We start from the raw sequence: 24,624 nt of genomic DNA, 5'->3' as shown, positions 1-24,624 counted from the left end.
GTAGATTTAACACTTTATATTTACTTTCATATTTCAAACCTATTAGACTTATTTTATGAAACTAGAAGAACTAGAGGACTTAGCAACTCAAGTAAGACGGGATGTACTCAGGATGGTGCACCATTGCCAGTCGGGTCATCCTGGTGCTTCCTTAGGATGTGCGGATTTTTTTGTAGCGCTATTTTTTAGCAAGCTCAAACATAATCCCAAATTTTCTATGGAAGGAAAAGGTGAAGATTTGTTTTTTCTTTCGAATGGCCACATTTCCCCAGTTTGGTACAGCGTTTTGGCCCGTGCTGGATATTTTGACCTTGGGGAACTATCTACATTTAGAAGATTAAATTCTAGGTTGCAGGGGCATCCGAGCACCCATGAAGGACTTCCAGGGGTGAGAGTTGCCTCAGGTTCATTGGGGCAAGGCATTTCGGTGGGTATAGGTGCAGCTTTGGGCAAGCGCTTGGACCAAGACCCGCAACGCGTTATTGTCCTCACTGGTGATGGTGAATTGCAGGAGGGCCAGAATTGGGAGGCTGCCATGTTTGCAGCCCACCATAAGGTAGATAATTTGCTTGTATTTGTGGATTACAATGGTCAGCAAATAGATGGTCCCACCAAGGAAGTAATGGATAATGGAGATCTCTCTGCAAAATTTAAGGCATTTGGATGGGAGGTTTTAGAAGCAGAGGGGAATGATATGGAGAAGGTCTGTGAAGGAATTGAAAGCGCTTTTGCAGCATTAGGAAATGGTAAGCCTGTTTTGGTTTTATTACACACAGAAATGGGGTTTGGTGTGGATTTCATGGTTGGGACGCACAAGTGGCATGGTATAGCTCCAAATGATGAACAATTGGAAAAAGCATTGGCCCAGTTAAATTCAACCCTTCAAGATTATTAATTCTGATACCTATGATTCTAGAATATAAAGAAAAAAAAGATACACGTTCAGGTTTTGGTGCAGGTCTGACCCAACTTGGAGAAAGCCATCCTCAAGTAGTCGCATTATGCGCAGATTTGATTGGTTCATTGAAGATGGGAGATTTTCAAAAAAAATACCCAGAGAGGTTTTTTCAAGTAGGAATTGCTGAGGCCAATATGATGGGTATTGCAGCAGGTTTGAGTATTAGTGGGAAAATTCCATATACAGGCACATTTGCTAACTTTAGCACAGGGAGGGTATATGACCAAATTCGTCAATCCATTGCCTATTCCCATAAAAATGTGAAGATTTGTGCATCTCATGCAGGTCTGACTTTGGGAGAAGACGGAGCGACACACCAAATATTGGAGGATATTGGCATGATGAAGATGCTTCCCGGAATGACGGTTATCAATCCCTGTGATTATAATCAGACCAAGGCTGCTACTTTAGCCATTGCGGATTTCTATGGTCCGGTTTATTTGAGGTTTGGCAGACCTGTTATTCCTGTCTTTACTCCGGAAAACCAAATTTTTGAAATAGGAAAAGCATGGAAAATAAAGGAAGGTAAAGATGTCACTATATTTGCGACCGGTCACTTGGTTTGGCAAGCATTAATAGCTGAGGAAGTCCTGGCAGCCCAGGGAATAGATGCGGAGATTATCAATATCCATACGATCAAACCCCTTGATGAAGAGGCCGTCCTGGCATCTATCCGCAAAACAGGCTGTGTAGTTACAGCCGAAGAACACAATAGAATTGGTGGTCTGGGTGATAGTATAGCGCAGGTAATTGTTGGTAATCAATTAGTTCCACAGGAATATATAGCTGTCAATGATAGCTTTGGAGAAAGTGGTAAAGCTGAGGATTTAATGAAAAAATATGGACTGGATGCCATGACTATTGTAGAAAAGGCAAAAAAAGTCCTACAAAGAAAGCACTATGAATAAAGCATTTGAAGCGGTATTATTTGATTTGAACGGGACCATCATTGATGATATGGCCTTTCATGCCAAAGCTTGGCATGAGTTATTGGTTCAGGATTTGAAGGTGGATATTACCATTGAAAGGGTATGGAAGGAGATGTATGGCAAGAATAGTGAGTTATTTGCACGTGTATTAGGTGAAGGGGCCCTGAGTGAGGAGGAATTAAACCATTGGTCGATTGAGAAAGAAAAACGGTATCAAGCGGTGTACAGGGATATAATCGCTCCAATCCGAGGTTTTGATTCCTTTATTTCGATGCTAAAGGACCAGCAATATAAAATTGCATTAGGCACAGCAGCCATTCCTTTTAACGTTGAATTTTCCTTGAATGCATTGAACATCCAATCATTTTTTGATGCCATAGTCCATGCAGATGATGTAGTTTTGAGTAAGCCTCATCCGGAGGTTTTTCTCAAATGCGCGTCTTCAATGGGAGTCCTACCTGAAAAATGTGTTGTCTTCGAAGATTCTCCAAAAGGGGTGGAAGCTGCCAAAAACGCAGGTATGAAAGCAGTAGTATTGACCACAATGCACCAGGAGGAGGAATTTAACTACTTGGATAATATTCTCCTTGTTATCAAAGACTATTCAGATCCACGGTTAAAAACAATTTTCTAGTTAAACAAAAAGGAGTTTCCAAATAGGAAACTCCTTTTTGTTTATCCAATCAATTTAATTTTTCAATTTATAATAAACCTCACTCCAACGGATTTCATTTTGAAGTTCCCTCAGGTTAGTGTTTTTACCGATGGTGATGTTTTCAATATTGGCTATTTTGGCAAAATCATCCAAATGTTCGGTGCTGAGAGATAAACTGAAACAGGTATGGTGTGAACCGCCGGCGTAAATCCATCCGGCGCATCCTGTCTGCATGTCCGGGAATGGTTTCCACATGACCCTTGCGACAGGCAATTTTGGTAGTGGCTGTGGTACTTTTACCGCTTCAACTTCATTTACAATTAATCTAAACCGGTTACCCATATCAACCAAACAAGCATTTAGCGCTTGTCCAGCTTTTCCGTTAAAAACCAACCGGACCGGATCTTCTTTTCCACCAATTCCAAGTGGATGAATTTCACAACTTGGTTGGTCTACCGCTAAAACAGGGTCAACTTCCAACATATGAGCTCCCAAAACCATTGGATTTTCGGGGTCAAAATGGTAAGTGTAATCCTCCATGAAGGCACTACCTCCTTCCAAGCCTGATCCCATAACTTTCATTGCCCTTACCAATGCGGTAGTTTTCCAATCACCTTCACCTGCATAACCATAGCCATCCGCCATCAGACGCTGTGTCGCAATACCAGGAAGCTGTTTCATGCCATGAAGGTCTTCAAAAGTATTGGTAAAACCTTTAAACCCTCCATCCTTTAAAAAATTCCGTAAGCCTACCTCAATCTGGGCTGCATCTATCAAAGATGAGCGTCGGTTCCCATTGGCTTTGAGATTTTCTGCAAGTTTATATTTCGATTCGTATTCTTCAATTAATGCATTGATATCAGATGTGCTTGCAGCATTGATATAACCCACCAAATCACCCACAGGGAAGGTGTTTACAGCAAAACCAAATTTCAGTTCGGCCTCTACCTTGTCCCCTTCTGTAACTGCTACATTCCTCATATTGTCACCAAATCTTGCAAATTTGGCCCCTTGCCAATCTGCCCAGGCTGAAGCGGCCCTTACCCAAGTATTAATTTGCTGATGAACATCAGTTGATTTCCAATGGCCTACTACCACTTTTCTTTCGATCTTCATTCTGGATACCATAAAACCAAATTCCCTGTCTCCATGTGCACTCTGGTTGAGGTTCATAAAATCCATATCAATGCTGTCCCAAGGAATGTCCCGATTGAACTGTGTATGGAGATGAAGTATGGGCTTTTGAAGGATTTTGAGACCGTTGATCCACATTTTTGCAGGAGAAAATGTATGCATCCAGGTAATGACCCCGATACACGAAGGATTTTGGTTGGCTTCCTGGCAAATGCTATAAATTTCCTCTGTGGTTTTTACAGTAGGTTTGAATACTATGCTGACGCTAATATTTTTTGTTTGGTCAAGTTCCTGCGCAATGATCCGGGAATGTTCCGCTACTTGCTTTAAGGTTTCCTCTCCGTACAGATGTTGGCTTCCTGTTAGAAACCAAACTTCGTTTTGCTTGAGGTCAATCATATTTTTTTATTGTTAGGTTTAAATTTATTTTTTACATCCAAAAGAAATAGTACAAAAGTCCCACTATAAGGATTATTCCTGCTGCTCCAAGATTGAAAGGTGTGGCAGTATTGAACAGGACCGGTTCCACTGTAAGTGATTTTGAGTCTGCAGTTTTCATCTTCACATTACTGTATAAGATGATCCCTAACATCGTGAACAGTGAAGCGGACATAAAAACAGATTCAAATCCGATATCAGCCCATGCATTGTATTGGACGATTCCGGTAATGGCTGAAATAAAACCAAGCACAAGGAAAAAATAAGCTGCTTTTATCGATCTGCTCCCTTTTCCTGTTTCCCTGAATGCTGGGTTTTGATGGGTTTTCTTTTCTGAGAAACTAATTATGGATGCAATAAACAATAAAATGATAAATACATATCCCATTCTCAATAAGAAAGGCATGTCAGGATAGAAAATTTTGAATACGATACCTGTGGGGATTGTTGCTATGGCAGTCCACAAGGCTGCATTGCTGGTAATTTGTCTCCAAAATAGTCCCATGCCGAATACAGCGACTACACCAGGATAAATGTATCCGGTATATTCTTGTATATACTGGAATACCTGATCGAGTGAAGCCAATTGTGGGGCAATAAGCATGGCTATTAACAAAGCCACTACAGCAACCAGTCTTCCCGATTTTACCAATTGATTATTTGTGGCATTTGGGTTAAAATATACCTTATATATATCCATGGTGAAAATCGTGGATGTACTATTGATCATGGAGGCCAGCGAAGAAACAATGGCAGCTGCCAAGGCTGCAAATGCAAGACCTCGGACACCTGATGGGACAAAGTTTTTCAATAACCAAGGATACGCTTCGTCTGATTTGTTGATGGTTCCAATCTGCTCAAAGGGGACATTGAGCATGGCAGAAAGTTCCTCAGGGGTTGATTTGTTGATCAATACCCATGCTGCAATACCTGGAATGACCACCAAGACCGGGATAAGGATTTTCAGATAACCCGCAAAGATCAAACCTCTTTTGGCATCTTCAATACTTTTGGCAGCCAATCCTTTTTGGATGATATATTGGTTAAAACCCCAATACCCCAGGTTTGTAAGCCACATGGCCCCAAGTACTACAGCCACTCCCGGAAGGTCTTGATAAGCGTCCTTCAATCCCCCCGTACCATCAGGTATTAATATTTCACCTTTAGGAATCACCATCACAAAATGATCTCTAGCTCCTTCATACAGGTTTATAAATCCTGATATTATCCCTGAACCGTCACCTACAGCATCCAGGGCCAGAAAGGTAGTGACCAATCCACCGGCTATCAAAACGATTACCTGAACAACATCTGTCCATGCTACAGCAGTAAGACCACCATATATCGAATAAATTCCGGAGAAAATCAATAGTCCAATAATACCATACTGCAAAGGTACATTCATGATTTTTTCCAAAGCCAATGCTCCTAAGTAACTCACGGAGGTTAGGTTAACAAAAACATATACCAATAACCAGAAAACAGCAAATGCAGTACTTACGCGCTTGTCAAATCTGGATTCCAAAAATTGTGGCATGGTGTAAATACCGTTTTTGAGGAATATGGGCAAGAAATATTTTGCTACTATAATTAGAGCAATAGCGGCAATCCATTCATAGGCTGCTATTCCAAGTCCAATGGCAAATCCTGATCCTGAAGTACCGATAAAATGCTCAGCAGAAATATTGGCTGCAATCAAGGAAGCACCAACTGCCCACCAAGTCAGCGATTTATTGGCCAAAAAGTACTCCTGGGCTGTTTTTTGAATCCCTGCCTTTGTTCTGGAAACCCAAAGCCCTAAGGCTACTATGACTAAAGCATAAACGGTAAATACGATATAGTCCAGGGTTGAAAATCCTGCTTCCATTTTGATCCGATTTTTCTATTGATTGAAAATGTTAATCCTACACATTAATTGCACAAAATAAATAAAATAAGTGTCTTAAAAACACTAAATGAAAAAAATATTTGATACACTACCTGTCAAAAACCAAATTGATTCATGGGGAAGGTTTCAATCCTATATTCTAAACCCGAAATTGGCCTGATGGTGTGATTTAAATTCAAATGGCATTGGATTAACCGGTTATTCGGATCCCACCGGTATTTCGTTTTTGGGAATGAAATTGTGGAAATTGCTAAAGTTTTCTTTGTAATTCGCTTCATCCAGAGAGTAGAAAAAGGCTCCCTTTTTAGAACTTGATTTATCTTTTTCTTTTTCCTTTTTTAAGAGATTGGTGGACAATATTTTACGCGTAAAATTTCTTTTGTCGATTTTTGTATCATACAGCCCTTCATACATTGCTTGTAACTGGGGAAGTGTAAACTTGTCCGGTAAAAGTTCAAATAAAATGGGGTGAAAAGCGGCTTTGTATCGTAATTTGGAAAGGGCAAGTTCAACCATTGCTTGGTGGTCGAAGATTAGCTTTGGCAACTCTTTGATCGAAAACCATCTTGCATGAAAGTCATCATTGATTTGGGCTTGGTATTTCTTAATGTCGATCAGCGCTACATAGGGAAGAGCGATAACCCGTTCGATGGGGTCTCTTTCAGGTTTACTGAAAGCTTGTATCTGTTCCATATAGACATCATGAAGTCCCGTTAGCTGTTTTAAAATACGTTCCGCGGCCTCGTCAGCAGATTCTTCCGGCTGAATGAAGCCTCCCATCAGGCTCCACTTTTCTTTTTCCGGGGCAAATCCCCTTTGTATCAACAATAATTTGTAATCCGTTCCATCAAATCCAAAAATGATACAATCCACAGCAACAAGTATCCTAGTTTGATTCGAATATTTCATTTGGTTTTTTAGAATTTAATGAGTGATGGTTCAACACTTAAACAATTGTTTGCTTTGTACCTTTGGTTTAGGGAAATTATCAGAAATCTATGTTAATATTACAATTTTTATCCCCAAAAAAATATTTTTAAAAATAATTAGCTAAAGTTGAGGGTTTTAAATCCTTCATTGTCGTCCCAATTTACATTTTTTAAACATTTGAAAATCAAAGAATTGATCTTATTTGGCTTTCTGTTTTAAAGTTTTTCTATTTTAAAATAATTAGTGTAAAAAAAACAATTAAAAATTTGCACATTTAGAAACTTCATTCCAAATTGACACCTGGAAATTTTTTAAATGAACCTGTAATAAATAATGATAAACCTAATTGATATGTTAGCAACGAAAAAAATTCAAGTCTGGCCACTGTTTACCTTAAGTTTCATTTTGTCACTGAATGCTTCAGCACAAAACCGTCTGATAATAAATACTGATCAGGGAAAAACAACCATTAGCAGGCATATTTACGGGCATTTTGCGGAGCATTTGGGCCGAAACATTTATGGTGGTATATGGGTAGGTCCTGATTCAAAAATACCAAATGAAGATGGCTACAGAAAAGATGTAATGCAGGCATTAATCGATTTGGAAATCCCTAATTTAAGATGGCCGGGGGGATGCTTTGCTGATGAATATCACTGGACAGATGGTATTGGTAATCCCGCTGACCGTCCAAAAATGGTAAATACCCATTGGGGAGGGGTGACAGAGGACAATTCCTTCGGAACGCACGAGTTCCTTAATTTTGCTAAGCGAATTGGAACGGAGCCTTACATCACCGGAAACGTTGGTTCTGGGTCTGTGGAGGAAATGTCCAAATGGATTGAATATATCAATTTTGATGGGGTAAGTCCAATGGCTGATTTGAGGAGAAGAAATGGACAAGAAGAACCTTGGAATATAAAATATTGGGGAGTAGGTAATGAAAGTTGGGGTTGCGGGGGTAATATGACGCCAGAATACTATGCCAATGAGTATAGAAGATATGCCACGTTTGCCAGAGATTATGGAGGGACCAAGCTGTATAAAATTGCAGGAGGTGCCAACAACTTCGATTACAACTGGACTGAAGTTTTATTTAAAAACATCCCGTTGAACATGATGGACGGGTATTCTCTTCATTATTATACAGTGACTGGCACATGGGAAAATAAAGGACAAGCCACAGTGTTTGATAAGGAGGAATACTTAGAAACTTTAAGGAAGGCTGCAAGATTGGATGAACTGCTGACCAGGCACAGTACAATCATGGATAAATATGATCCCGAGAAGAAAGTTGGAATTATCTTTGACGAATGGGGTACATGGTACCAAGTGGAGCCTGGGACCAATCCAGGATTCCTTTACCAGCAAAATACCATGCGTGATGCGCACGTAGCAGCAATTTCATTGAATATTTTTAACAAACATGCGGAAAGAGTTCACATGGCCAACCTTGCACAGACCGTCAATGTGTTGCAAGCCATTATTTTGACCAATGAAACTGACATGATTTTGACCCCAACTTATCATGTGTTTGACCTTTACAAGCCACACAAAGATGCTACTTTGTTGCCTCATCATTTGGTCTCAGAAGAAGTAAGTTTTGGAAAAGAAAAAATGGAAGCCTTGAATGTATCAACTTCCAAATCGGATGATGGTACAGTAAATATCAGTATTGTAAATATCCACCCTGACAAAAAAATAGCGCTGGAGGTAGTGTTAAGAGGTATGGAGGCTAAGAATGTGAGAGCTGAAATTGTCACCGCTCCATCTATTGATTCTTACAATACTTTTGAGAAAAAGAATACTGTTAAAAAAGCCGAATTCAAAGATTTCAAATTAAACAAAGACAACCTGACGATTAATCTGCCTGCAAATTCAGTATTGATGGTAAGGGTGAAATAAGTACTTATGAAACAGCAATATGTAGTAGGCTTGGATTATGGAACTGATTCAGTTAGGGCTGTTTTAGTGAATGCGGGGAATGGACAGGTTTTAGCCAGTAATGTCTATTGGTATCCCAGATGGAAAGCCGGGAAATATTGTAACCCTGTTATTAACCAATTCAGGCAGCATCCATTGGATCATTTAGAAGGTCTGGAATCCACAATAATGGGCGTATTAAGTGAGGCAAAAATCGATTCATCCCTTGTAAAGGCAATTTGTGTGGATACAACAGGTTCTTCACCAATGCCGGTGGATAAGCGTGCCCAATCTTTGGCTTTAGATCCTGAATTTGCAGAAAATCCAAATGCCATGATGATCCTATGGAAGGATCATACAGCTATTAATGAGGCAGATGAGATCAATAAAATTGCCCGAACCTGGGGCGGGGAAGATTTTACCAAGTATGAAGGGGGGATTTATTCCTCAGAGTGGTTTTGGGCCAAAATACTTCATGTGATCAGGGAAGATGAAGCGGTCAAAAATGCAGCTTATTCCTGGATGGAACACTGTGATTTTATCACATCCCAATTGATTGGCTGTAAGGATCCATTGGCGCTGAAAAGAAGCAGGTGTGCCGCAGGCCATAAAGCATTGTGGCACGAGTCCTGGGGGGGACTTCCTCCTAAAGAGTTTCTGGAAAAATTTGATCCTTATTTGGCTGAACTTAAGGATAGGCTTTATACGGAGACTTATACTTCTGACCAGGTTGCAGGCCATTTAAGTCCGGAATGGGCTGAGAAGTTGGGGCTTTCAACTGAGGTAGTGGTCGCAGTGGGGACCTTTGATGCCCATGCAGGTGCAGTAGGAGGGGAGATTACTGAAAACACCTTGATTAAGGTAATGGGTACTTCCACCTGTGACATCATGGTGACCAATAAAGAAAAATTGGGAGATAAATTAATCCCTGGTATCTGTGGACAAGTAGACGGTTCGGTGATCCCTGGAACAATAGGTTTGGAAGCTGGACAGTCGGGTTTTGGAGATGTGCTTGCCTGGTTCAAAAACTTGATATTAAGGCCTTCTCTTGAAATGATCCAAGCCAGTGATTCACTCAGTCCAGAACAAAAAGAAGCCTTAACCAATGAGCTGGAAGATAATTTGATCATCAAGCTTTCAGAAGATGCTCTGGCTATTCCTGTATCTGAGTCTTCCATAGTAGCATTGGACTGGATCAATGGCAGGAGAACTCCAGATGCCAACCAAGCGCTCAAAGGTGCCATTCGAAACCTGAATATGGGGTCTGATGCAGCCCGTATTTTCAAAGCCTTGGTGGAAGCAATCAGTTTCGGCTCCAAAAGTATCGTGGAGCGTTTCCGTCAGGAAGGTGTGCAAATCGATGCGGTGATTGGACTGGGAGGAGTTGCCAAGAAGTCAACTTTGGTCATGCAGACCTTAGCAGATGTGTTGGATATGCCCATCAAAGTGGCCACCTCTGATCAGGCTCCGGCTTTAGGTGCTGCCATGTATGCTGCCACTGCAGCAGGGATTCATCCAAGCACAGAAGCAGCTATCCAAGCCATGAGTTCCGGTTTTGATAAAGTCTATGAGCCAATAGCAGAGCATGTGGAAGTATATAAAAAATTGTATCAGGATTATTTGGAGTTTGGCAAGCTAGTAGAGGGATGAAAATTTTAGATTTTAGATTGGAGGAGAGATTATTGAAGTTGAGTAATCTCCTATTTTTCTAATCTAATTTTTACTACAATTAAAGATATAAAATCTCAAGTAAAGATGTACAAACAACTCAAAGAGGCCTGTTATGAGGCAAATATGCAGCTCCCAAAATTAGATCTTGTGGTCTACACATTTGGGAACGTCAGTGAAGTAGATAGGGAAAAGGGTGTTTTTGCAATCAAGCCCAGCGGTGTGCCATATGAAGAATTAAAGGTTGAGGATATCGTGATTGTGGACTTTGATGCCAAAGTGGTGGATGGAAAGATGCGTCCATCATCAGATACGAAAACCCATGCCTTTTTATATAAGAATTGGGAAAGTATCGGTGGTATATGCCATACCCATTCCACTTATGCGGTAGCTTGGGCCCAGGCTATCATGGATATTCCAAACTTCGGCACTACACATGCTGATCATTTGACAGCAGATATTCCCTGTGCCCCCCCAATGGCCGACCACCTGATCGAAGGGGATTATGAATACAATACCGGCCAACAGATTTTGGATTGTTTTGACGGGAAGAATTTGAGTCCTAATGAAGTGGAGATGGTCTTGGTTGGAAGTCATGGGCCATTTGCTTGGGGAAAAGATGCCGCTAAGGCTGTTTACAACAGTAAAGTACTTGAGGAAATTGCCAAAATGGCCTATTTGACGCTTCAAATCAACCCCCATGCAGCTAAGCTGAAAGATGCCCTGGTTAAAAAGCACTATGAGCGCAAGCATGGAAAAAATGCTTACTATGGCCAAGGATGCTGAAAAAATTACTGATAGCGATGAAAAGTAAATTAACATTTATACTTTCCCTGATGGGGATTGTCAGCCTGGTGAGTTGGAACTGTTCCGGGTCAAAGAAAGAAGAAAAATCAATGATACAAGAAAAAGTCAATTTCAAGGTCAAGGTGAAGGAAGTGCCTGTTGCTGGAAAGACCGCCAAGGTTTTTCATTTGGATAATGGAAATGGAATGGAAGTAGAAATTTCCAGCTATGGAGGCATTATTTCAAAGCTGATTGTACCAGACAATAATGGCATCATTGAGAATATTGTTTTGGGCTATGAAAATGTTGCCGATTATGACAATAACGATTATTACTTTGGGGCAGCTATTGGCCGGTTTGGAAATAGAATAGCCAAAGGTAAGTTTGAGTTAGATGGTAAGACCTATCAATTGGCGACCAATGATGGGGACAATCATCTACATGGAGGTCTTCTCGGTTTCAATAGGGTATTTTGGGATGCAGCATACATCGAAGGTCAAGAATCTATGATTGTCAAGATGTCATATACCAGTAAAGACGGAGAAGAAGGATACCCCGGTAATCTGAAAACAATTCTGACTTTTGAGCTTACCAAGGATAACCGACTCCTATTGGAGTTCACTGCGGAAACGGATCAGCCTACTATTGTCAACCTGACCCATCATGGCTACTTTAATCTTAGTGCTATGAATGAAGATATTCTGGGTCATCAATTAACTATCCATGCACCCCAATACACACCTGTAGATGCTGGACTTATTCCAACAGGGGAATTGAAAGCAGTTAAGGATACACCATTTGATTTTACAACACCACATTTGATAGGAGAGAGGATTGCCCAAGTTCCTGGTGGATATGACCATAATTTTGTGGTCAAGGAGTCCCATTCTGATGAATTGGTGAAAATGGCGGAACTTTATCATGAGAAATCCGGAAGGGTGATGGAATTATATGCTGATTCGCCAGCTGTTCAGTTTTATTCCGGTAATTTCCTAGATGGAAAAGTGACGGTCAATGGAGTGAATTATAGACAGTACATGGGGCTCTGTCTTGAGCCACAGACTTTTCCCAATGCACCAAATGAACCAAGCTTTCCAACAGCAAGACTAAATCCGGGAGAAGTATACCGCCATAGGATACAGTATCACTTTAAGGTGAAGTGAAAAATAAAATAGAATTTTAAAAAAATGAAGGGTGAACCTATATTCAAGTCATAAATGCAACACTAAGGGTTTAAGGGAAGGAACCTGGGTTCCTTCCCTTAGGCTGAAAATATTAATTTTGTGTTGTCATGAATAAATTTAAACATCTCAGCCAGGAACAAAGGTACCAAATAGAGGCTTTATTTAGAAACGGAACTTCCCAGACCAAAATCGCTGCGATTATCGGTGTCAACAAAAGTACTGTATCCAGAGAACTTCAAAGAAATACCGGCAAGAGGGGCCGTTATAGCGGTGAATATAAGGCTGCAGTTGCCCAGAACCGTACAGACGAAAGACATAGACTCAAGAGAAAGCGAATCAAATTTACCGAGTCCCTTAAAGAAGAGGCCCGCAAATTCCTTGTTGTTGACAAATTGAGCCCAGAGCTAATATCGGTCACCTGGAAGAAACAAGGTAAAGAAGGGGTTTGTCATGAGACACTCTACAACTGGATATTTACTGCCAAAAAAAGTAGCCATTGGAGATACCGAAGGGACAGGGAGCTTTACAAGAATCTCCGGCATGGTAAAAGAAAGCGTAAGAGAGGTAATTACAGGCATACCAGAGGAATTATCAGGGAGAGAGTTCCAATTGACCAAAGGCCTCCTGTAGTTGAAAAAAGACAAAGGATAGGAGATATTGAAGTAGACCTTATGATGGGGAAAAACCACAAATCAGCTCTTTTGGTACTGGTGGACAGGGCAACCTTGGTTACTACCATAGAGAAACTTGATGGTAAAAATGCAGATATCATTGAACAGAAAATAGCAAAGAGAATACAGAGAATTGGTGCTTCGTTCTTCAAATCAATCACTTTCGATAATGATATGGCATTCGCAAACCATTATAAAATCAGAGATAAATTCAATATCCCAACATTCTTTACAAGACCATACACTTCACAGGATAAAGGAACAGTGGAAAACAGAATCGGACTTATCAGGGCTTTCCTGCCAAAGGGTACTGACCTCAATCAAATCTCTCGGGAACAGATCCAAAATATAGAAACCAAAATCAATAACAGGCCAATAAGAAAGTTTAATTATCTTAGTCCTATCGAATGTCTAATGAAAAAATTAGGCGTTGCATTTATGACTTGAACATGGCGAAAGTTTAAAATGGACTTTCACCCTTCTTTTTTAGGTAGAAATTTTCCAGGTAAAGGTTTTTGGCCTAATTCTAAGTACTATTAAACAATAAAATGAAATCGGTTATATTTTTTGTATATGATCGGATCGATTAATCTTAGGAGATAATTTTTCAAGGATTGGCCTTATTTAATTAGGGGCAATATTTTGGTTTTCAAATTGACGCTTATTATCTGATTCAAGCATTTGAAATATGGAATTTAAAATTGGAAATGATTGAATTTTTTCAAAAAAAATATCAATGTAAGTTATTGAAAATCAAATACTTTATTTAAGCGTAAAAAGAAATTTTGATCAAATAATGAACAAAACCTTCGAAATTTGCTTTCAAAGGGCATTTCTGAATTTTTAAGGAATAATTTTTTTTGCTTTTAAGCGCAATGATCGATTTAAAACACTGAAAATCAATCATATATGATCATGATTTGATTTTTGTTTTTAAAACTCAAATTTTATTTTTGATTGAGTCAAAAACGATAAACCAAATATAATTATGCCTTTTCTTAATGACTTGATATTTTCAATTTTTGCAATCGATTTCAGGAGGCTGATAATTATTTATTTATATATAGTTAAAAACTTTTTTGGCTGTTATCCTTCTTTTCAAAAACTAAGAAATAGAAATTCTTTAGATCAAGAAATACCTGGAACTGTCTCCATAATGGGAATTGAATACGCTCTTATTAAAGAAAGACAACATTATGAATCAATCTTAAGAAATATTTGCCATGAAAACATTTATGAATTCAAGCTAATGAAAAATTACTGATCACTGAAGTTCGTTCTTAGGTGAGCCTCAAATTTAGTTCAAACCTAATTTAACCTTAAAAATATTTTATGAATGAAAAATTACTAAGGCTAATCGATAACTTTCAACCCAAACCTTTAAGCTATTTAATCTTCTCTATTTTGCTGCTGTTTAGCTTCCAGTTGATAGCATCTCATAAAGGGGTTAAAAGCTTTGAGCACACTGAAGTTATTTTAGCGGGTGAAGATTCAAATTTTAGTAAAAGTAATCCAACGGAAAAAGAGCCGAATACTTCCAAGGACACTAAAAATTCTTCTTCTTCCCTTTCGCAGTCTGCAAAAGACCGTAAGCAGAAAAACGTCCTTTCCCAAGAAAATACAAAGGGAAAAATTTCGGAATTATTTCAAGAAATCAGGGGTGTTGTTACGGATGGAAAAGATGGAATGCCAATTCCAGGTGTTACCGTTTTGATTAAGGGAACCTCCATAGGGGTTGCCACAGGTGTCGATGGCGATTTTAAACTTGAAGCGCAGCCAGGTCAAATCCTTGTTATCAGTTTTATTGGTTATAGATCGCAGGAAGTGTTAGTAGAAGCGGGAAAAACAGTTTACAATATTGTTTTAAGTGAAACTGAAACCTCACTTCAAGAATTCGTAGTAATCGGATATGGCGAGCAAAGGAGAGAGACTTTGATTGGTGCTGTTTCTCAGACAAATGCCCAAGTATTGCAAAGAACCGGCGGGGTTTCTAATCTTGGTGCTGCATTGACGGGTAACTTGCCTGGCTTGATTGCAGTGCAAAGTTCAGGAGCCCCTGGGGACGAACAGCCGCAGATTGTCATAAGGGGCAACAACACCTGGAACGGCAATGGTCCCTTAATTTTGGTGGATGGAGTGGAACGACCTGAGTTTTTTAATCAAATGGATATCGGTTCGGTTGAATCTATCTCTGTTTTGAAAGATGCTTCTGCTACAGCGGTTTTTGGTTCGAGAGGTGCAAATGGGGTAATCATCGTTACCACCAAAAGAGGTAGAGAAGGGAAAGCAGAAATTGTCGCCAGGGTAAATTCAACCGTAAAGTCACCATCTAAGCTTCCTGGAAAAATGGATGCTTACGATGCAATTGGTATTCGTAATTTAGCGATTGAAAGAGAATTATCTGTAAGTCCCCAGGCATGGTCACAGATCATACCCCAGGAGATTCGAGAAAAGTACCGTAACCCAGCCAATTTAGAGGAGGCAGAAAGATATCCGAATATTGATTGGCAGAATTACCTGTTCAAGGACTATGCCATGGCATATAATGCGAATGTGTCCATTACAGGAGGTACTAAATTTACTAAATATTTCGCAGCATTTGATTTCCAGAATGAAGGAGATCTTTTTCGAGAATTTGAAAACGGCAGAGGTTATCAGCCTGGCTATGGCTTCAATAGGCTTAACTTCAGAAATAATCTTGATTTTCAGTTGACATCTTCCACACTTTTAAAAGTCAATTTGGGAGGTATCTATGGAGTTCGTAAAACTCCTTGGAATGGGAGCAATGATGCAAATTTCTGGCGTGCTGCTTACCGTAACCCACCGGACGTATTTATGCCCAGATATTCTAATGGACTTTGGGGTTATTATCCTTTAGATGATTTTGGGGCAATCAATTCTGCTAGAGTATTGGCTATCGGAGGTATTGAATATACCACCACCACAAGTCTATCAACCAATATCGTATTGGAGCAGGATTTAAAAAAATTCATCAAAGGTCTAAATTTTAGAGGTACTATAGCGTTGGATAATACCTTCACTGAAATTGGTAGGGGTGTTAATGATTTGTTTAATAATACGGAAGAAATGTGGATTGACCCTGTTACGGGAAGGGTGAATCTTAAAAACAACTTTGACAACAGCAATTTCGATTTTTTCCAGCCAATTGCTTGGACTACCCAAGGTGGTACGGTAGAGGGGGCACAGCGTAGGATGTTCTACCAAGCTCAATTGAATTATGCTACTACGATCGCCGATAACCATAACCTTAATGCTATGGGTTTGGTCATGAGACAAGAGGATGCGATTGGTGACATGATCCCAAGCTATCGTGAGGACTGGGTATTCCGTACGGTTTATAATTACAAGAATAAATACTTAGCAGAATATAACGGTGCTTATAACGGTTCAGAGAAGTTTGGAGTCAACTATAGATTTGCGTTTTTCTCTTCCGGTGGTATTGGTTGGGTGCTCTCAGAAGAGAACTTCATGAAAAACATCAAGCCGATTGATTTCTTGAAAGTAACTGCTTCCTATGGTGAAGTCGGTGACGATAATATTGGAGGAAGATTCCTTTTCATGAATCAATGGGAATTTGGAGGTTCTTCCAGAATGTCTACTGTCGGTTGGAGAGGTGATTTTAGTCCTTACACTTGGTATAGACAAACAGTGTTGGGAAATCCAAATGTCCGTTGGGAAACTGTGTACAAATACAATCTAAAAACAGAGTTTAGTCTGTTCAAAGGCTTTTTGGATGGTAGTTTTGATATTTTCCGAGACAATCGGGTGGATATTTTGATGGCAGCGGACCGTTCCGTACCAAGTTATTTTGGTGCCAATGCACCTGCTGCAAATTTAGGTCGGGTTGAGACAACCGGCTATGAAATTGAGTTACGCTTTAACAAAATTTTGAAAAATGGTATCAGACTGTGGGCAGATGTGGCCCTGACCAGAGCAGTTGATGTAGTAATTAATAGAGATGATCCTGAATTTTTGGCAGCGTACCAAAAGCAAGCAGGTTTCCAGTTGGGCCAAGCACGCTCTCACATCAATCAAGGGTTTTATAATACCTGGGATGAAGTATTTGCAAGTACGCCACACAATACCAATAATGGGGGGAAATTACCTGGAGGATACTTTATTCTTGATTTCAATGGAGATGGGGTGATTGATGCCTTTGATGCTGCGCCTTATGGATTTTCAAACATACCACAAAACACTTACAACACCAATATTGGTATCGAGTGGAATGGCTTATCCTTTTTTATGCAGTTTTATGGTGTCAATAACGTAACCAGAAGTGTGCCTTTTACCAACTTGGATGGACAGCGAAATCTTGTCTATGACGAAGGGACCTATTGGTCCAGAGATACCCCGAATGCCGATAGTCCACTACCTGTTTGGTTGACACCAGTATCTTATTATTATGGTGCCAGGTACTTATATGATGGCTCATTCTTAAGATTGAAAAATGCAGAAATCGCTTATAACGTGAATTCAGCCAGTGCCAGAAAATTAGGCATGGCAGGATTAAGGGTTTTCCTCAATGGTAACAATCTTTTGGTTTGGAGTAAAATGCCAGACGATAGAGAATCAAACTTTGGAACTGGTGCAGCATGGGAGGGGGCTTACCCTATGATGAGAAGGATAAACTTAGGTTTAACGATGACATTCTAATTCTTGATTTGCTATGAAAGTTTTAACAACGATAAAAACTAAAATCAATCCATTCTTGGTTGCGGTACTTTTGGTAGTCAGTACATCTTCCTGTTTGGATTATTTGGAAAGAACACCCGAGTCGGTGATTTCAGAAGAAATTGCCTTCCTTAATTTTCAGAATTTCCAAGGATTTACCGAGGAGCTGTACCATTGTATTCCCAACTTTACTACCAGTTACTGGACCGCTTCTTGGAATTGGGGAGAAGATGAAATGGTATCTTCAGCAGGTAATTTTCACGTGACTTTTGCTTTTGATAGAGGTAATTTCTGGGCTTGGCAAGTGGAGCATGCAGGTCATGGTGGTCAAGCTTCCTGGATGGATAAGTGGTCTGCTAATACCAATGATAACCCCCATACCAAAGGCCTGTGGCCTTTAGCTTGGTATGGTATCAGAAAAGCCAATCTTGGATTAGAAAACCTCCATCGAATGACAGATGCCACAGATGAAGAACGTGCTCTAATTGAAGGACAACTTCTTTTCTTCAGAGGTTGGTTTCACTTCATGTTGATACAACATGTTGGCGGTCTTCCGTACATTGACAGGGTATTGCCTGGAGATCAGCAGTTGCGAGAAGCACGTTTGAATTATCATCAAAGTGCTGAAAAAGTAGCGGCTGACCTAAGAAGAGCAGCAGATTTGTTACCCATTAATTGGGATAACATCACAGCAGGAAGGCGGACCTTGGGTAGAAATGAATTAAGAATAAATAAAATCATGGCTTTGGCCTACTTGGGTAAAAACCTCTTATATGCGGCGAGCCCATTGATGAATTTCGAATCTACTGGTAGTAGAACATACAATACTGACTTTGCTCGCCGTTCTGCCGAAGCATTCGGTGAATTGCTCAATTTAGTGGAGAGTGGCCAAACCCAATATGCGCTGATGCCTTTTGACCGTTGGCATAGTTTGTTTTACACCATGGGTCAAAATTGGGCATTATCCGGCGGTACCGAAACGATTTTCAGATCTTTATATTGGTCAGGAGACCAGTCCAATTGGGGTATTACTAAACAGTATTTTCCTTCCATCATTGTAGATGGGGATGCGACTAAGTTTGTACCAACAGCCAACTATATCAATCAAAACTTCGGGATGGCAAATGGTCTTCCCCTGCCTACCGACATAACAAAAGCAGACCCAGAGTCTGGTTACAATCCGGAGTTCCCATTCAGGGGCCGAGATCCGCGCTTTTATAAAACTGTAGTATTTGATGGTGTACAGGTGGTACAAGGCTCCATGCCCCCCAATCAAGAAGATAACCGATATGCGAATCTATTCACAGGGGGTAGTTACAGAGGTGCTGTTTCTGGAAGTCCTACAGGTTATTTGAATAGAAAGTTTGTCCCTTTGACGGCCAATGCCTATGATAATGCTTTTGCCTTCGGTGCAGCACTTCACTTGAATGTTCCTTACCTCCGATTGGCAGATGTGTATTTGATGTATGCAGAAGCGGCTTTGATGGGGCATAATTCGGTGCAGGCACGTTCTTCAAATTTTAATAAATCTGCACTTGAGGCAGTGAATGTAATCAGAGAAAGAGCAGGAATGCCTGGAGTCCTTCCAAAATTCCAAACATCTGTGGATGTATTCTTAAATGAGATAAAGAGAGAACGCGCTGTTGAGTTAGCTTTTGAAAGGCATCGGTTCAATGATTTGAGAAGGTGGATGCAATTAATCGAAAGACCTTATACGCTCAAAACTTCAATTGAGTTTACCCGTGCTCCCGAGTCTACTTTAGGAGGCGATCCTACAAACATGCGGGTGTTGAATTTCAGGGAGGAAGTTCTGTTGGAAAGACCGCTTGCAGAAAGACATTATTGGTTACCACTAAAAGTTTCTGATGTGACTTTGTATCCTGAATTCCGACAAAATCCAGGTTGGTAAAAAAATCAAGTTCAACATTTTCTAAAAGCACTAATGAAATATAAACATATCATATGGCTATTGGTATTGATGCTGATGAGTAGTCCCATTCTGCTCTTAGCTCAGGCTAATCAAACAATTCGGATACAGGCGTCCGTGAAGGATACCAAAGGAGAACCGGTTCCAGATGTTTTTATCTTGGATGAACAAGAAGAAGTCTTAGGAACAACTAATGCCCAGGGTTTTTTTGATATTGAGGTTATTCCCAACAGTTTGGTGATTTTCAAATTAAATGGCTATGAAACAAAGGTAATGCGCCTTTCAGGCCAAATAAATGATATCATTTTAATACCTGAGTGGGAATCTAGACAAGTGAATACCGCTTATCAAGTGAAAGACAGGTCCAATTTGTTGGGAGGAATATCCTTTGTTAACATCCCCGAATTGTTGGAGAAAAATTATTTCACATGGACCTTGGACAATATGGAAGGTTTCGCACCAGGTTTCCATGGTAACATCTGGGGAAATAATGAATACTTATTATTGGTAGATGGAGTTCCAAGAGATCCTGGCAGTGTGATGCCCATAGAAATCGAGCAGATTACTTTCTTAAAAGGAGCTTCTGCGGTTGCTTTATATGGAAGCCGTGCTGCTAAGGGTGTGATCATGGTAACCACCAAAAGAGGAAGTGTAGGAAGGCAATACATCAATGTAAGAGCCAACACAGGTGTTCATGTAGCCCGTGAGATTCCCAAATATTTGGGCTCTGCTGAATACATGACATTATTTAATGAAGCCCGTGTGAATGATGGCTTGCAGCCTTTGTTCACTCAGGAGGAAATCTTTAATCATGCGGCTGGTACCAACCCTTACCGTTATCCGAATTTGGATTTCTATTCAACAGATTACCTACAAAAAGCATTCAGTAGGCATGATGCAATACTTGAAATTGGTGGCGGCTCTGACAAAGCACGCTATTACACAAATTTGGGTATGATGTCTGAAGGTAGTTTTCTCAACTTTGGTCAGGCGACCAACAATCGAAACGAAAGATTCAATGTCAGGGGAAATGTAGATATGAATTTCAATAATTACATTTCCGGTTTTGCGGATGCAGCGGTGATTATTTACAATGGAAAAGGAGTGAATACTAATTATTGGCAAGGCGCTGCAACTATTCGTCCAAACAGGTTCTCTCCTCTAGTACCTATCAGTATGATTGAGGAGGATGATGAGGTGTCTCAGAATTTTATTCGTAACAGTAGCCATGTCATCGGTGGCCAATACCTGTTAGGAGGTACCCAATTAGAGCAGACTAACCCGATTGCAGATATTTATGCCGGTGGTTCCAACGTCTTTACCAGTAGACAATATCAATTCAATACTGGAGTCAACGCTGACTTGAGAAATGTTTTAAAAGGTTTGACCTTTAATTACAGGTTTGGATTGGATTATCAGACATCCTACACACTAGCCTTTAATAACCAATACGCTGTTTATCAGCCGGTTTGGAATAATTATGCGGGTAAGGATTTGATAACAAGCTTGACTAGATTCGGTCAAGATGCCAGTACCAGAACTCAAAATATCAGCGGGAACAGGTTTCAGCAGACTTTGTCAATGTCTGCTCAACTTAACTACCATACTATAATAGAAAAAAAGCATGAAATTTCCGCCATGTTGGTGGCCGGAGGATTTCAAACCGGAGTTTCCCAGTTGTATCATCGGATAAGCAATGCCAATCTAGGTATACATCTTGGTTATAGTTTCCAAAACCGGTTTTTGGCTGAATTCAATGGTGCAATAATTCATTCTGCAAGACTTCCCGAGAATAACAGACAGGCATTTTCCCCAACAGGTTCTTTGGGTTGGAGAATAAGTAATGAGGAGTTTCTTAAAAATTCCTCAATAGTCAACAATTTATTACTTTCTGTTTCTGGTGGTATTGTTCACACAGATTTAGATATCACGGATTATTATCTGTATGAACAAGTATTTACACAACAAGGTGACGGTACTGTTTTCTACACCTGGAAAGATGGATTGAATAACATCACCACCATTTCAAGAAGAGGAGCCAATCCAGGAATGAGGTTTCCAAAAAGAGAAGAAATAAACTTTGGAATTGAAGGTTCTTTCTTCAATAACAAATTATTCTTCTCAGGTTCTGCTTTTTTCAGCCGAATGACCGGTTTGCTGGTTCAAAGGAGTGATATCTACCCTAGTTACTTTACTACAGGTTTTCCGGTGTCTTCCTTCATTCCTTTTGAGAACTACAATAGCGATCAGCGCACAGGATTCGATTTCAACTTAAATGTAAATCAACAAGTGGGCGCAGTTAAACTGAATGTAGGGTTAGTAGGTACTTATTATGCTACTAAAGCGCTTCAGAGAGGCGAAAACTGGCTAGATGAATATCAAATCAGAAGCGGTAAACCGATTGATGCTATTTGGGGTCTAAGAAATGCTGGTTTCTTTGGCAGTACTGGCGAAATAGCCTCTGCGCCTGTTCAAATTTTTGGTGAGGTGGCACCAGGAGATATACGGTATATTGATCAAAACGGGGATAATAGAATTACCCCTCAGGATGAAGTTTTCTTGGGTAGAGGTGGATGGTTTGGAGCCCCTTTGACAACCGGGTTGAATATTACAGCAAACTGGAAAAACTTCACCCTTTTTGCCTTGGGCATGTGGAGAAGTGGTGCTTATGCGATGAGAAACAGCTCTTATTTCTGGATTGCAGGAGATGCCAAATATTCCGAAGTAGTCAGAGATAGATGGACACCACAAACAGCGGAAACAGCAACCTATCCTCGTCTCACCACATTAAATGGCGCGAATAACTTCAGGAACTCTGATTTCTGGCTTTATAGTACGGATCGTTTTGACCTTTCCAGGGTTCAGATTACGTACCGATTACCATCTGACAAGTTGTTTGCAAGTTCATTTATCAGAGGAATGGATGTGTACATCAATGGGGTAAATCTTTTAACGCTTGGGCCTAACCGTAAAATTCTTACGACCAATATCGGCTCTGCACCCCAAACACACTTCTTTAATTTAGGTTTAGCTGCTCAGTTTTAATAACCGAAATACATGAAAAATATCAAAAATATACTGGGATTGCTTGCTACGGTAGTTATTTTCAATACTGCCTGCGATGATTTGTTTGAACCTGCTATCCAGAACAACAGAGATCTGGAGAGTAGTTATAATGAACCAAGGTTTGCTCAAGGTTTGATTATCAATGCCTATGCCCGTATTCCTAGAAATAGTTGGTCATTTAATGATATGGCCACAGATGATGCTGTAGCCAATAATGAAAACAACGCCTTTTTTAACATGGCAAGTGGCCAGTGGGCTTCTGATAATAACCCCTTGAATCAATGGACAAATGCCAAAGCCGCAATACAATACATTAATCTGATGATTGAAACGGCGGAGAAGGTCACCTTTACGGTAAATAATCCTATGCTGGACCGCATGTTTGCAGATAGGATAATCGGTGAAGCCCTCGGCCTTCGTGCGCTATTTATGTATCATTTGCTGCAGGCACATGGTGGTTTTGCTGATGGACAATTGCTAGGGGTTCAAATTTTTACGGATTCGCAAAATCTTAACTCTCAGTTCAATCTTCCAAGAATTACATTTGAAGAGTGCATGAGACAAATTTATGTGGATGTGGAAAGAGCCCTTGAATTGTTACCCTTGGATTATGAAAACATTGCAACAGAAGCCGATGTACCAGAGCGATACAGGGCTATAGGCGCTTCTCGAAATGACTACAACCGAGTTTTTGGGGAAGATGCAAGACAATTGATGAGTGGAAGAATTGCAATGGCGGTACGGGCTCAAGCAGCACTAATGGCTGCAAGTCCTGCCTTTAGTCAAGGAAATAGTACTACTTGGGAAGACGCTGCGAATTATGCTGGTCAAGTATTGGCCTTGAACGGAGGTGTTTCGGGAATATCCCCAACAGGCTTAACATGGTACACCAACGTGGCAGAAATCAACAATTTAGGAGGGGGCGTCAATCAGCGTGAAATTTTGTGGAGAACTTCTTTGGGTGGACCTTCAAGCAACCTGGAAGCTCAGCATTTCCCTCCAACTCAATTTGGTAGTGGACTTTTAAACCCTACCCAAAATTTGGTAGATGCTTTTCCTTCCATAGATGGATATCCGATCACTCATCCAAACAGTAGCTATGATCCAGCTAATCCTTATGCTAACAGAGACCCTCGTTTCAATCACTTCATTATTCGAAATGGAAGTACAGCAGGACCTAATAATCAGGTAATCAACACTACTGCCGATGGTGGGACAAATGATGGTATCAACAGGGTGGAAGTTTCGACCCGAACTGGTTATTACATGAGAAAGCTGTTGAGACAAGATGTCAATTTGAACCCTGTCTCTGTCAATGGCCAATTGCATGTCATGCCAAGGATCCGCTATACGGAGCTCTACCTGATTTATGCGGAAGCAGCCAATGAAGCATGGGGGCCAATGGCAACAGGTTCATTTGGATTCTCTGCCTATGATGTAATCAAGGCTATCCGTCAGCGCGCTGGTATAGGCCTAGCCAACGGTGATGCATACCTGGAGTCCATTAAAAATGATAAAGATGCTATGAGGGAATTGATCAGAAATGAGCGGAGGTTAGAACTTTGTTTTGAAGGTTTTAGATTCTGGGATTTGAGAAGATGGAATTTGAATTTGACAGAGCCAGCTAGAGGCATGAGAATTCAAAACAATACATACCAGGAGATCAATGTCCAAAACAGGGTTTTTGGTCAGCATATGGTTTATGGACCAGTCCCTTTGAGTGAGCTATTGAAATATAGTGCACTCCGTCAAAATACAGGCTGGTAAGTTGT

The 24,624-nt window shown here is 40.3% G+C and carries 15 protein-coding genes; 12 read left to right on the top strand and 3 right to left on the bottom strand.

Annotated features, from left to right (window positions below):
* Window positions 1–55 precede the first annotated feature (55 nt).
* From BC751_RS16805 to BC751_RS16795, 3 genes are read left to right on the top strand one after another with little or no spacing between them, the layout of a single operon-like run.
* Window positions 56–895: a transketolase gene (locus BC751_RS16805; RefSeq protein WP_130276655.1), complete on the top strand. Its 840-nt coding sequence runs from the start codon at window positions 56–58 to the stop codon at window positions 893–895.
* A gap of 11 nt (window positions 896–906) precedes the next feature.
* Window positions 907–1,866, top strand: a complete 960-nt coding sequence (locus tag BC751_RS16800) for a transketolase family protein (RefSeq protein WP_130276654.1) — start codon at window positions 907–909, stop codon at window positions 1,864–1,866.
* Window positions 1,859–2,521 carry an HAD family hydrolase gene (locus BC751_RS16795; protein WP_130276653.1) on the top strand — a complete coding sequence of 221 codons (663 nt, stop codon included), beginning with the start codon at window positions 1,859–1,861 and terminating at the stop codon, window positions 2,519–2,521. The genes BC751_RS16800 and BC751_RS16795 overlap by 8 nt, the downstream gene beginning before the upstream one ends.
* A gap of 54 nt (window positions 2,522–2,575) precedes the next feature.
* On the opposite strand, the gene araA is transcribed toward BC751_RS16795, so the two are convergent.
* The 3 genes from araA to BC751_RS16780 all read right to left on the bottom strand — a co-directional run bounded on the left by araA (window position 2,576) and on the right by BC751_RS16780 (window position 6,911).
* Window positions 2,576–4,075, bottom strand: coding sequence for an L-arabinose isomerase (gene araA / locus BC751_RS16790; protein WP_130276652.1), 1,500 nt, complete (start codon window positions 4,073–4,075; stop codon window positions 2,576–2,578).
* 31 nt (window positions 4,076–4,106) lie between these two features.
* A complete protein-coding gene (locus tag BC751_RS16785; RefSeq protein ID WP_130276651.1) occupies window positions 4,107–5,981 on the bottom strand; it encodes a sodium:solute symporter family transporter in 1,875 nt (624 codons plus the stop codon).
* 219 nt (window positions 5,982–6,200) lie between these two features.
* Entirely contained in the window at window positions 6,201–6,911 is a 711-nt protein-coding gene (locus tag BC751_RS16780) for an NUDIX hydrolase (protein WP_130276650.1), read from the bottom strand.
* Between the two features lie 372 nt (window positions 6,912–7,283).
* On the opposite strand from BC751_RS16780, the gene BC751_RS16775 reads away from it, so the two are divergent.
* The 9 genes from BC751_RS16775 to BC751_RS16735 all read left to right on the top strand — a co-directional run bounded on the left by BC751_RS16775 (window position 7,284) and on the right by BC751_RS16735 (window position 24,619).
* Window positions 7,284–8,837, top strand: a complete 1,554-nt coding sequence (locus BC751_RS16775; protein WP_130276649.1) for an alpha-N-arabinofuranosidase — start codon at window positions 7,284–7,286, stop codon at window positions 8,835–8,837.
* A gap of 6 nt (window positions 8,838–8,843) precedes the next feature.
* The gene (locus BC751_RS16770; RefSeq protein ID WP_130276648.1) at window positions 8,844–10,505 is read left to right on the top strand and encodes a ribulokinase; all 1,662 of its coding nucleotides are present in this window, start codon (window positions 8,844–8,846) and stop codon (window positions 10,503–10,505) included.
* 105 nt (window positions 10,506–10,610) lie between these two features.
* Window positions 10,611–11,309, top strand: a complete 699-nt coding sequence (locus BC751_RS16765; RefSeq protein ID WP_130276647.1) for an L-ribulose-5-phosphate 4-epimerase — start codon at window positions 10,611–10,613, stop codon at window positions 11,307–11,309.
* A 17-nt stretch (window positions 11,310–11,326) separates the two neighbouring features.
* Window positions 11,327–12,472, top strand: coding sequence for an aldose epimerase family protein (locus tag BC751_RS16760; RefSeq protein ID WP_130276646.1), 1,146 nt, complete (start codon window positions 11,327–11,329; stop codon window positions 12,470–12,472).
* A gap of 128 nt (window positions 12,473–12,600) precedes the next feature.
* A complete protein-coding gene (locus tag BC751_RS16755; protein WP_130273814.1) occupies window positions 12,601–13,611 on the top strand; it encodes an IS30 family transposase in 1,011 nt (336 codons plus the stop codon).
* Between the two features lie 885 nt (window positions 13,612–14,496).
* A complete protein-coding gene (locus BC751_RS16750; RefSeq protein ID WP_242617508.1) occupies window positions 14,497–17,841 on the top strand; it encodes a SusC/RagA family TonB-linked outer membrane protein in 3,345 nt (1,114 codons plus the stop codon).
* Between the two features lie 13 nt (window positions 17,842–17,854).
* Window positions 17,855–19,768 (top strand): RagB/SusD family nutrient uptake outer membrane protein, encoded by a 1,914-nt coding sequence (locus BC751_RS16745; RefSeq protein WP_130276645.1) that lies wholly within the window; start codon window positions 17,855–17,857, stop codon window positions 19,766–19,768.
* Between the two features lie 33 nt (window positions 19,769–19,801).
* A complete protein-coding gene (locus BC751_RS16740; protein WP_130276644.1) occupies window positions 19,802–22,831 on the top strand; it encodes a SusC/RagA family TonB-linked outer membrane protein in 3,030 nt (1,009 codons plus the stop codon).
* 12 nt (window positions 22,832–22,843) lie between these two features.
* Window positions 22,844–24,619, top strand: coding sequence for a RagB/SusD family nutrient uptake outer membrane protein (locus tag BC751_RS16735; protein WP_130276643.1), 1,776 nt, complete (start codon window positions 22,844–22,846; stop codon window positions 24,617–24,619).
* Window positions 24,620–24,624: the final 5 nt, after the last annotated feature.

This window comes from Cecembia calidifontis, from assembly GCF_004216715.1.
In the GTDB taxonomy this organism is placed as follows: domain Bacteria; phylum Bacteroidota; class Bacteroidia; order Cytophagales; family Cyclobacteriaceae; genus Cecembia_A; species Cecembia_A calidifontis.
This window is presented reverse-complemented; position numbering and strand designations above follow the sequence as displayed.

Coding starts and splice junctions, on each gene's coding strand:
- BC751_RS16775 (WP_130276649.1), top strand. CDS start 7,284: ATGTTAGCAACGAAAAAAATTCAAGTCTGGCCACTGTTTACCTTAAGT.
- BC751_RS16750 (WP_242617508.1), top strand. CDS start 14,497: ATGAATGAAAAATTACTAAGGCTAATCGATAACTTTCAACCCAAACCT.
- BC751_RS16740 (WP_130276644.1), top strand. CDS start 19,802: ATGAAATATAAACATATCATATGGCTATTGGTATTGATGCTGATGAGT.
- BC751_RS16770 (WP_130276648.1), top strand. CDS start 8,844: ATGAAACAGCAATATGTAGTAGGCTTGGATTATGGAACTGATTCAGTT.
- BC751_RS16795 (WP_130276653.1), top strand. CDS start 1,859: ATGAATAAAGCATTTGAAGCGGTATTATTTGATTTGAACGGGACCATC.
- BC751_RS16785 (WP_130276651.1), bottom strand. CDS start 5,981: ATGGAAGCAGGATTTTCAACCCTGGACTATATCGTATTTACCGTTTAT.
- BC751_RS16800 (WP_130276654.1), top strand. CDS start 907: ATGATTCTAGAATATAAAGAAAAAAAAGATACACGTTCAGGTTTTGGT.
- BC751_RS16755 (WP_130273814.1), top strand. CDS start 12,601: ATGAATAAATTTAAACATCTCAGCCAGGAACAAAGGTACCAAATAGAG.
- BC751_RS16765 (WP_130276647.1), top strand. CDS start 10,611: ATGTACAAACAACTCAAAGAGGCCTGTTATGAGGCAAATATGCAGCTC.
- BC751_RS16745 (WP_130276645.1), top strand. CDS start 17,855: ATGAAAGTTTTAACAACGATAAAAACTAAAATCAATCCATTCTTGGTT.
- BC751_RS16735 (WP_130276643.1), top strand. CDS start 22,844: ATGAAAAATATCAAAAATATACTGGGATTGCTTGCTACGGTAGTTATT.
- BC751_RS16805 (WP_130276655.1), top strand. CDS start 56: ATGAAACTAGAAGAACTAGAGGACTTAGCAACTCAAGTAAGACGGGAT.
- BC751_RS16760 (WP_130276646.1), top strand. CDS start 11,327: ATGAAAAGTAAATTAACATTTATACTTTCCCTGATGGGGATTGTCAGC.
- BC751_RS16780 (WP_130276650.1), bottom strand. CDS start 6,911: ATGAAATATTCGAATCAAACTAGGATACTTGTTGCTGTGGATTGTATC.
- araA (WP_130276652.1), bottom strand. CDS start 4,075: ATGATTGACCTCAAGCAAAACGAAGTTTGGTTTCTAACAGGAAGCCAA.